The organism is Mycobacterium sp. NS-7484 (genome assembly GCF_001953975.1).
GTDB lineage: Bacteria > Actinomycetota > Actinomycetes > Mycobacteriales > Mycobacteriaceae > Mycobacterium.
On the sequence record NZ_MBEJ01000035.1, the window covers coordinates 77,981 to 87,621 of the forward strand.

Genomic DNA, 9,641 nt, shown 5'->3' on the forward strand with positions numbered 1-9,641 from the left:
TCGCCCCCCGGTGCGGGACAACGGGCCCACGGGTCGCGACAACGGGCCCACGGGGCGCCCCCGTCCGGCGGTGCCGCCCGACGACCGGCTGACCGCGGTACTGCCGCCGGTGCGTGACGGCCGACCGGCCCCGCTCGATGTGGTCAAGGCGGCGATGGACGGCACCCCGCCGCCCAAACCGCCGCCACCGAAATCTCCGCCGCCGGGAGGCGGCGGTCGTGGATCCGGTCCGTCGGGTCCGTCCGGTCCGTCGGGACAAAATCCGGGGTCGTCTCGGCAGTTCCACATCAACTGGAAGCTGGTCCGGCGTGGGCTGATCGCCGCCGTCGTGGCGATGATCCTGCTGCCGCTCGTGACGTTCGGTATGGCGTACATGATCGTCGACGTTCCGCAGCCCGGCGACATCCGGACGGCGCAGGTGTCGACCATCCTGGCCAGCGACGGCAGCGAGATCGCCCGGATCGTGCCGCCCGAAGGCAACCGGATCGACGTCAAGATCGACCAGATCCCCGAGCATGTCCGCGACGCGGTGATGGCCGCCGAGGACCGCGATTTCTATTCCAACCCGGGCTTCTCGTTCACCGCCCTGCTGCGCGCGATCAAGAACAACCTGGTCGGCGGTGATCTGCAGGGCGGGTCGACGATCACCCAGCAGTACGTCAAGAACGCCCTGGTCGGAGACGAGCGTTCGGGTATCGGCGGTTTGATCCGCAAGGCCAAGGAGCTCGTCATCTCGACCAAGATGGCCAGCGAATGGTCCAAAGACGCTGTGCTGCAGGCGTATTTGAACATGATCTACTTCGGTCGCGGGTCATACGGGATCGCCGCGGCCGCCAAGGCGTACTTCGACAAACCCGTCGAGCAACTCACCGTCGCCGAGGGCGCACTGATGGCCGCACTGATCCAGCGGCCGTCGACGCTGGATCCCGCGGTGGACCCGGAGGGGGCCGCCGACCGGTGGAACTGGGTGCTCGACGGCATGGTCGACATGGGTGCGTTGTCGGCCAGTGACCGTGCCGGGCAGGTGTTCCCGCCGACGGTGCCGCCCGATCAGGCCCGCCAGGAAAACCAGACCACCGGACCGAACGGACTTATCGAACGGCAGGTCACCAAGGAACTGCTCGACCTGTTCGACATCAGCGAGCAGACGCTGAACACCGAGGGCCTGCAGATCACCACGACGATCGACCCGCAGGCCCAGGAAGCCGCCGAGGACGCGGTATCCAAGTACATGGACGGTCAAGAGGCCGACATGCGCACGGCGGTGGTATCCATCGACCCGCACGACGGCGCGGTGAAGGCCTATTACGGCGGCTCGGACGCCAACGGCTTCGACTTCGCCCAGGCCGGGCTGCCGACGGGGTCGTCGTTCAAGGTGTTCGCCCTCGTCGCGGCCCTGCAGCAGGGCATCGGCCTGGGCTATCAGGTGGACAGCGGGCCGGTCACGGTCAACGGCATCAAGATCACCAACGTCGAGGGCGAGGGATGCGGCACCTGCTCGATCGCCGAGGCGCTCAAGCGGTCGCTGAACACCAGCTACTACCGGCTGATGCTGAAACTGGAGAACGGTCCCGAGGATGTGGCCAAGGCCGCGCACGACGCCGGTGTGGCCGAGAGTTTCCCCGGCGTCGAGCACACGCTGTCCGAGGACGGCAAGGGTGGCCCGCCCAACAACGGTGTGGTGCTGGGGCAGTACCAGTCCCGGGTGATCGACATGGCCTCGGCCTACGCCACCCTGGCGGCCTCGGGCGTCTACCACAAGCCGCATTTCGTGCAGAAAGTGGTGAACTCCGCGGGGCAGGTGCTGTTCGACGCCTCCAAGCAGGACAACGGTGAGCAACGCATCGACAAGGCGGTGGCCGACAACGTGACGTCGGCGATGCAGCCGATCGCCGGCTGGTCGAAGGGTCACAACTTGGCCGGCGGGCGTGCCTCGGCCGCCAAGACCGGTACCAACCAGCTCGGCGACACCGGCGACAACCGCGACGCCTGGATGGTCGGTTACACCCCGTCGCTGTCGACGGCGGTCTGGGTCGGGACCACCGAGGGCGTCAAGCCGTTGAAGAACAAGTGGGGCGCGCCGGTCTACGGATCCGGGCTGCCGTCGGACATCTGGAAAGCCACGATGGACGGCGCGCTGGACGGTACCGACAACGAGACGTTCCCCAAGCCGACCGAGATCGGCGGTTATGCCGGTGTGCCGCAAGCTCCGCCGCCACCGCCGGCGACGCCGGGCACCCCGGGCGGCCCGCCGATTTCGGTGATGCCCTCGGAAACCGTCATCCAGCCGACCATCGAAGTGGCCCCGGGTATCACGATCCCGATCGGCCCACCGACCACCGTGCCGATCGGACCGCCGCCGGGAGCCCCCGTCATGCCCGGCGAGCCGGGCGTTCCGGTACCCCCGCCGCCTCCGTGACGGACCGGGATTCGCCGGCTCCGCCGGCAGAAGACCGGCGGAGCGCCGACGAACGCGACCTCCCCAGCCGCAATGACCGGCTGGCCGAAGCGCTGTCGCAGACCGTGGGTGGGCCGGTCGGACGTCACGCGCTGATCGGCCGGGCCCGGTTCATGACCCCGCTGCGGGTGATGTTCCTGATCGCCGTCGTGTTCCTGGCGTTCGGGTATACCTCCAAGGCCGCCTGCCTGCAGACCACCGGCACCGGCACCGCCGGTCAGCGGGTGGCGAACTGGGAGAACAACCGGGCCTATTACGAGCTGTGCTACTCCGACACGGTTCCGCTCTACACCGCAGAGTTGTTGAACCTGGGCAAGTTTCCCTACAAGTCCAGCTGGGTGGAGAACGACGCCACCGGAAAGCCGCGGATGCAGTACGACGGTAGCCCGGCAATCCGCTACATGGAGTATCCGGTGCTCACCGGGCTCTATCAATACTTGTCGATGTCCCTGGCCAAGACCTACACGGCTTTGACCAAACTGGTGTCGATCCCGGTCGTGGCCGAGGTGGTGATGTTCTTCAACATCGCCGCGTTCGGTTTGGCGCTGGCCTGGTTGACCACGGTCTGGGCGACGTCCCGGATGGCCGGGCGACGGGTCTGGGATGCCGCACTGGTGGCGGGCTCGCCGATCGTGATCTTCCAGGTCTTCACCAACTTCGACGCGCTGGCCACCGCGGCCGCCGCTGGGGCGATGCTGGCGTGGGCACGACGCAGACCGGTGTGGGCCGGCGCGCTGATCGGAATCGGTGTCGCGGCCAAGCTCTACCCGCTGCTGTTGTTCGTTCCGCTGGTGTTGCTGGGTCTACGGACCGGCCGGCTGCGCGAAGTCGGCAAGGCCGCGGTGACCGCGGTGATCACCTGGTTGGTGGTCAATCTGCCGATCATGGTGCTCTTCCCGCGCGGGTGGTCAGAGTTCTTCCGGCTCAACGCCCGTCGCGGCGACGACATGGATTCGCTCTACAACGTGGTGAAGTCGTTCACCGATTGGCGCGGGTTCGATCCGGATCTGGGGTTCTGGCAGCCACCGACGGTGCTCAACACCGTCACCGCAGTGCTGTTCGCGGCGTGCTGTATCGCCATCGGCTACATCGCGCTGACCGCGACGCAGCGGCCCCGGCTGGCGCAGTTGGCGTTCCTGGTGGTGGCGGCGTTCCTGCTGACCAACAAGGTGTGGAGCCCACAATTTTCACTGTGGCTGGTGCCGTTGGCGGTGCTGGCCCTGCCGCATCGTCGAATCCTGCTGGCCTGGATGACGATTGACGCCCTGGTCTGGGTTCCCCGCATGCTCTATCTGTACGGCGAGTCCAACAAGGGTCTACCCGAGCAGTGGTTCACCATCACCGTGCTGCTGCGCGACATCGCGGTGATCGTGTTGTGCGCGTTGGTGATCCGACAGATCTACCGTCCGGAACTGGATCTGGTCCGCTACGGTGGCCGCATCGACGACCCGACCGGCGGCGTGTTCGACCGGGCCCCCGACACCCCGCCGCGCTGGCTGCCGGACTGGCTGCGACCATCGGCGGACCGGGTGCGGATCGAGCCTGCGCCGGACCGGGAGCCGGCCTCGACGTCGACGGGTTGACGTCGCGCCGGACTCTGCCGTGGGGCCGGCGCGTCACGCCCCGCTTTGTCACGCCAGAGTGACTCTGGCCGTCGAGCGCCACTCTGGTGTGACAATCGCTGGGGCATTGTGGATTTCGCGCACGCTAGCGTGACGCTCGGCCATGACAGCTGCTCCAGCGTGACAATGTGGGTGCAAGGATGATGCCGAACCCTAGCCGTCGGCGGCGGCGAACAACTGCCAATCGCCCGGCACACCCTTGAGTTGATGCGTGCCACAGCTGTCGAATTGCAAGCCGGACCCGATGACGAGGTCGCGGAGTGTGCTCGACACCAGCACCTGGCCGGGTGCGGCAAGGGCGCTGACGCGGGCGCCGATGTGTACCCCGATACCACCGATGTCGTCACCGCGAACCTCGCACTCGCCGGTGTGCAACCCGGCGCGTATCTCGATGCCGAGCGTCCGCACCGCGTCTCGCACGGCCATCGCGCAGCGGATGGCCCGCTGGGGCCCGTCGAACATGGCGAGAAAGCCGTCTCCGGCGGTGCTGACCTCGCGGCCACGAAACCGCGCGAGCTGGGACCGGACGATGGAATCGTGCGCGTCGAGGAGTGCGTGCCAGTCTCGGTCGCCGATGTCCGCTGCCCGACGGGTCGATTCGACAATGTCGGTGAACAGCACGGTGGCCAGAACACGGTCATCGGCCACATCGGGTTGGTGACCGGTGAGGAATTCGTGAACTTCCAGGAAGGCGGGGCGCCACGGTTCCACGAAGTGGTACATGTTGCGTCCCTGCAGTTCAATGTATTTCGCTCCGGGGATGTTGTCGGCGACATACTTTCCCATCGATCGGGTGATGTAGACGTCGTCAGAGTGCTGAACGACGAGGGTGGGCACCCGGATGGTCGGCAGCAGATCCTTCACGTTCAGTTCGGATACGAACGGCAGCATCAACCGGAGTGTCCCTGGGCTGGCGGCCAGGCGCTCCATGCGAGCCCACGACGCGCGGATGTCCTCGTTCCACGGAGTGTCCGGGTTGATGATGTGCTGGAATTCTCCTGTACCCCAAAGGGATACCATTGCGCTGAGCGCCTCCTCCGGAGTGGGCCCATTGGGCTTTTCCATCAGCGCATCGGCGTATACCTCGAGTGCGACCAGTGCCGTCGTTCGGGACGGATGGGTAGCAGCGAACAATGCTGCAGTGGCGAACGCGCCGTCGATCGCCAGGAGCACGGCTTCTTGGCTGCCGAGGTCATCGAGTACGGCGGCGATGCTGTCGGTCCACTGCTCCAGCGTCGGAAGCGCGCCTGCGCTGACCGGGTCGGATGTACCGGTACCTGGCTGATCGAGAAAGACCAGCCGGCCGAGCGACGTCATCGCCTTGAGCCATCCTTGCAGCGCAGGCAGTTCCGGAATCACTTCACAACAGGTGAACCAGTTCGGGACGAACACAATGTCGCGATCGCCTGCTCGCGAAGCGCGGTAGGCGACGTGCAATTCACCGTTGCGCGCATAGCGCGTCTCGGAGAACACGTCGGCAGTCTATGCCCGCCGCGCATCGTGAAGGTGCAGTTTCAGCTCAGCCCGGATACGGGGGCCGGGTACACCTTGGGCGGCTAGGTCCTGATCCATCTGGCCGTCGTCGGCAGCACGGCCAACACGATCGTGACGATCGGCAGGGCGAAGCTCAGGACCGCCAGTCCGCTCGACCCGGGAGCTGCGTAGCTGCCGGTCGTCGCGACATTGATCCAGAGACTGACCAGGCTGCCCACGATGATCAATGCACTGCCGATGACGATGAGTCGGCGGCCGATCACCTTGCGTCGCACCAGCGCCAGCGCGCCGGCCAGGAGGAGGACTCCGCAGACGACACTGAGCAGCGTCGCGAGGACGGTCATAGTCAGGACCCCCGGGGATCGCAACGCCAGGGACCGCAGACCCGCGTCGGTCACGAGCGCGGAAAGCCCGGACAGCCCGAGAATGCCGTTGCCGAGGGTCAACAGTCCGCCGATCACCGCTAGGACAGCGGTGACGATCGCCGTGACTGCGTTCGGGGCGACGTCGGACGCAGGTTCCGAGACGTCAGAGGTTTCCGTGCCGTCGGGTCCGTGCAGAGAGGTCACGAGCGTCAGGCCCATCCCTGATACGGCGGATAGGGCTGGGGTACAACGAGATTCTGTTTCGCCCGGATCCAGGCCGTTGTCGACGGCAGCAACGCCAGAACGATTGTCAGGACCGGAAAGATCAGACTCAACAGAGAGGACACGCCGCCGCCTCCGCTGTAGGGCACTTGCTCTGCCGCCGCGCTACCGATCCCGAGGATGATGAGGTTGGCCACGATGGTGACGCCGCATCCCGCGACTACGAGCCAACGGCCGATCATCTTGCGCAGCAACAACGTCACGGTCCCGGCCAGCAGTAGGAGTCCGGCGACGGTCCCCAGCACGAGCACAAGCGCCAACAGTCCCTTCATCCCGCCCGAGAGCTCGGCGCCGTCGAGGGAATTGTCGTTGCTGATCACGGCCAGCGCAAACAGTCCGATGACGCCGCCGAAGAGGTTCGCCAGGGCGCCGAGCGCGGCCAGCACGGCCGCGGTGATGCCGGTGGCACCGCTCGGCGATGCGGCAGGCATGGGCGGCAGGCCCGGCGGCGGGTACGCCCCGGGATAACCGGACGGTGGTGGATACCCGGGTTGCTGCGGATAGCCGGCCGACGGCGGCGCAAAGCCCGGCTGGTGCGGATACCCGGGTTGTTGCGGGTAACCGGGCTGCTGAGGGACACCCGGTTGCTGCGGGTAACCGGGTTGTTCTCCGAACCCCTGACCGTAGGGCCCGTTGGGGTACGTCACAAGATCCCCCGATCGTCGAAGATTGACTGGCTCACCATATACGGATTTCGCAGATCAGGGCGCTTTCGGGTAGCCTGGGCCGGTTGCCGACGCAGGCGACCCTCCTGCCACGGAATCCGCCGTGGCCGTACACGACCATAGGAGGTGATGAGGTTCTAATGCGTCCATACGAAATCATGGTCATTCTCGACCCCACACTTGACGAGCGCACCGTAGCTCCGTCCCTGGAGACGTTCTTGAACGTCGTCCGCAAGGATGGCGGGACTGTCGAGAAGGTCGACATCTGGGGCCGACGCCGGCTGGCCTACGAGATCGCCAAGCACGCCGAGGGCATCTACGCCGTCGTCGACGTCAAGGCTGAACCGGCCACCGTGTCCGAGCTCGACCGTCAGCTCAACCTGAACGAGTCCGTGCTGCGGACCAAGGTGATGCGGACCGACAAGCACTAAAGGCCGTCAGTCGTCGGCGCAGCTACGTAGGCTTCGCGCAAACGGACATGCCTATCCCAGGAGGATCTCGTGGCTGGTGACACCACCATCACAGTTGTCGGAAACCTGACCGCCGACCCGGAACTGCGCTTCACTCCGTCCGGCGCGGCCGTGGCCAACTTCACCGTGGCCTCCACGCCGCGCATGTTCGACCGTCAGAGCGGGGAGTGGAAGGACGGCGAGGCGCTGTTCCTGCGGTGCAACATCTGGCGGGAGGCGGCCGAGAACGTGGCCGAGAGCCTCGTGCGGGGTTCGCGGGTGATCGTCACCGGCCGGCTCAAGCAGCGTTCCTTCGAGACCCGTGAGGGTGAGAAGCGCACTGTGGTCGAGGTCGAGGTCGACGAGATCGGTCCGTCTTTGCGTTACGCCACGGCCAAGGTCAACAAGGCCAGCCGTAGTGGCGGCGGCGGGGGAGGCGGCGGCTTCGGCGGTGGTGGCGGCGGTGGTTCGCGCCAGGCCGAGCCCAAGGACGATCCGTGGGGCAGTGCACCGGCGTCGGGCTCCTTCAGCGGGGCCGACGACGAGCCGCCGTTCTGATCAACAACGAAAATTTTTGCAAGGAAGAGATAACCAATGGCCAAGTCCACAAAGCGACGGCCGGCACCGGAAAAGCCGGTCAAGACTCGTAAGTGCGTGTTCTGCTCCAAGAAGGGTAAGGGGCAGGTCATCGACTACAAGGACACCGCGCTGCTGCGCACCTACATCAGCGAGCGCGGCAAGATCCGTGCCCGTCGGGTGACCGGCAACTGCGTCCAGCACCAGCGCGATGTCGCCATCGCCGTGAAGAATGCCCGCGAGGTGGCTCTGCTGCCGTTCGGCTCGTCGACGCGGTAGGGGATAGACCAATGAAGCTGATTCTCACTGCTGAGGTGGAGCACCTGGGTGTCGCTGGCGACGCCGTCGAGGTGAAGGACGGCTACGGCCGTAACTACCTGCTGCCCCGCGGGCTGGCCATCGTGGCCTCCCGTGGTGCCGAGCGCCAGGCCGAGGAGATCCGCCGGGCGCGCGAGGCCAAGTCGATCCGCGGCGTCGAGCACGCCAACGAGCTCAAGACCGCGCTCGAGAACCTCGGCGAGGTTTCGCTGCCGGTGCACGCCGCAGCCGATACCGGCAAGCTGTTCGGTTCGGTTACCGCCGCTGACGTCGTGGCTGTGATCAAGAAGGCCGGCGGCCCCAACTTGGACAAGCGCACCGTGCAGCTGCCCAAGGCGCATATCAAGTCGGTCGGTACGCACCCGATCACCGTGAAGCTGCACACCGGGGTGGAAGCCAAGGTGTCGCTCAACGTCATCGCGGAGTAGCCCCGTAGCGGAGTACTTCCGCCAGCACTCAATCGCCCGGGTGGGGACCTGAAGAGGTTTCCACCCGGGCGTTGCTGTATCTCTGGCGAACCGGTGACGCCGGAATCCGGACAGCGAAGCTCACTCGGTGTTAACCGGCATGGTCCCTGCGGGCAACACAACACGCCCGAGACGGCAACCCGGCACGACACGCCGAAGAACTTCCCATACACAATTACTCACCGCGCCTCTGCCATCCTGACCAGCGAAAACATCAGAAGGTCCGGGATTGATCCACAGGTTCTCCCCAGGGCCTCAACACCGTGACCGACCTCTATCCCCATGCCATCCACAGGTCGATCCACAGGGGTGGTTCCGGGGGCGCTCAGCAACGTCTACCGTGGTGCGTCGCACCGCCGTCAAAAACTTGTCGGCGGAGTGTTTTACAGTTGCAGTACCGATTCGAATACACGTTCGAGCAGCCGGGAGGCGGTCTCGGAAGGGGGTGGGAGTCCGTGGCGGTTGTGGACGACCTGGGGCATCCGGATTCGGAGATGGATGGCCCTCCACCTGGGGAGGATTTCGGCCGGCAGCCGCCGCAGGACATGGCGGCCGAGCAAGCCGTTCTCGGCGGCATGATGTTGAGCAAGGATGCGATCGCCGATGTGCTCGAGCGGCTGCGTCCCGGTGACTTCTACCGCCCCGCCCACCAGAACGTCTACGACGCGATCCTCGACCTCTACGGCCGGGGCGAGCCGGCCGATGCCGTCACCGTCGCCGCCGAGCTCGATCGTCGTGGGCTGCTGCGCCGCATCGGCGGCGCCCCGTATCTGCACACCCTGATCTCCACGGTGCCCACGGCTGCCAATGCCGGGTTCTACGCCGCCATCGTCGCCGACAAGTCGCTGTTGCGCCGGTTGGTGGAGGCGGGCACCCGGGTGGTGCAGTACGGCTACGCCGGGGCCGACGGCGCCGACGTCAGCGATGTGGTGGATCGGGCCCAGG

General features: G+C 66.2%; 10 protein-coding genes. 7 read left to right on the forward strand and 3 right to left on the reverse strand.

Annotation, left to right across the window (positions count from 1 at the left end; translation table 11 throughout):
* Positions 1–10 precede the first annotated feature (10 nt).
* A complete protein-coding gene (locus A5733_RS08450; RefSeq protein ID WP_076239801.1) occupies positions 11–2,419 on the forward strand; it encodes a transglycosylase domain-containing protein in 2,409 nt (802 codons plus the stop codon).
* On the forward strand, positions 2,416–4,041 hold the full coding sequence (locus A5733_RS08455) for a glycosyltransferase family 87 protein (protein ID WP_076239802.1): 1,626 nt from the start codon (positions 2,416–2,418) through the stop codon (positions 4,039–4,041). Before A5733_RS08450 ends, A5733_RS08455 begins: the two co-directional genes overlap by 4 nt.
* A 192-nt stretch (positions 4,042–4,233) precedes the next feature.
* Here A5733_RS08455 and A5733_RS08460 read toward each other — a convergent pair whose 3' ends face one another.
* The 3 genes from A5733_RS08460 to A5733_RS27865 form a co-directional block, all read right to left on the reverse strand.
* A complete protein-coding gene (locus A5733_RS08460) occupies positions 4,234–5,553 on the reverse strand; it encodes an adenylate/guanylate cyclase domain-containing protein (RefSeq protein WP_076239803.1) in 1,320 nt (439 codons plus the stop codon).
* Between the two features lie 83 nt (positions 5,554–5,636).
* Positions 5,637–6,143 carry a hypothetical protein gene (locus tag A5733_RS08465; RefSeq protein WP_142253866.1) on the reverse strand — a complete coding sequence of 169 codons (507 nt, stop codon included), beginning with the start codon at positions 6,141–6,143 and terminating at the stop codon, positions 5,637–5,639.
* A 5-nt stretch (positions 6,144–6,148) separates the two neighbouring features.
* Complete coding sequence (locus A5733_RS27865) at positions 6,149–6,868, reverse strand: hypothetical protein (RefSeq protein ID WP_083666051.1); 720 nt, start codon at positions 6,866–6,868, stop codon at positions 6,149–6,151.
* Positions 6,869–7,026: 158 nt separating this feature from the next.
* Here A5733_RS27865 and rpsF point away from each other — a divergent pair, with 158 nt between their 5' ends.
* The 5 genes from rpsF to A5733_RS08495 form a co-directional block, all read left to right on the forward strand.
* Positions 7,027–7,317 (forward strand): 30S ribosomal protein S6, encoded by a 291-nt coding sequence (gene rpsF, locus A5733_RS08475; protein WP_066901858.1) that lies wholly within the window; start codon positions 7,027–7,029, stop codon positions 7,315–7,317.
* Between the two features lie 69 nt (positions 7,318–7,386).
* On the forward strand, positions 7,387–7,893 hold the full coding sequence (locus tag A5733_RS08480; RefSeq protein ID WP_076239805.1) for a single-stranded DNA-binding protein: 507 nt from the start codon (positions 7,387–7,389) through the stop codon (positions 7,891–7,893).
* A 36-nt stretch (positions 7,894–7,929) separates the two neighbouring features.
* Positions 7,930–8,190, forward strand: a complete 261-nt coding sequence (gene rpsR / locus A5733_RS08485) for a 30S ribosomal protein S18 (RefSeq protein ID WP_003884147.1) — start codon at positions 7,930–7,932, stop codon at positions 8,188–8,190.
* A gap of 11 nt (positions 8,191–8,201) precedes the next feature.
* The gene (gene rplI / locus A5733_RS08490; protein ID WP_067776375.1) at positions 8,202–8,657 is read left to right on the forward strand and encodes a 50S ribosomal protein L9; all 456 of its coding nucleotides are present in this window, start codon (positions 8,202–8,204) and stop codon (positions 8,655–8,657) included.
* A gap of 494 nt (positions 8,658–9,151) precedes the next feature.
* Positions 9,152–9,641, forward strand: a 490-nt coding sequence (locus A5733_RS08495; RefSeq protein WP_304528743.1) for a DnaB-like helicase N-terminal domain-containing protein, incomplete at its 3' end; no start/stop codon positions are given.

Bases quoted from the DNA above. Each gene is read 5' to 3' on its own strand.
- rpsF (WP_066901858.1), top strand. From the start codon at position 7,027: ATGCGTCCATACGAAATCATGGTCATTCTCGACCCCACACTTGACGAG.
- rpsR (WP_003884147.1), top strand. From the start codon at position 7,930: ATGGCCAAGTCCACAAAGCGACGGCCGGCACCGGAAAAGCCGGTCAAG.
- rplI (WP_067776375.1), top strand. From the start codon at position 8,202: ATGAAGCTGATTCTCACTGCTGAGGTGGAGCACCTGGGTGTCGCTGGC.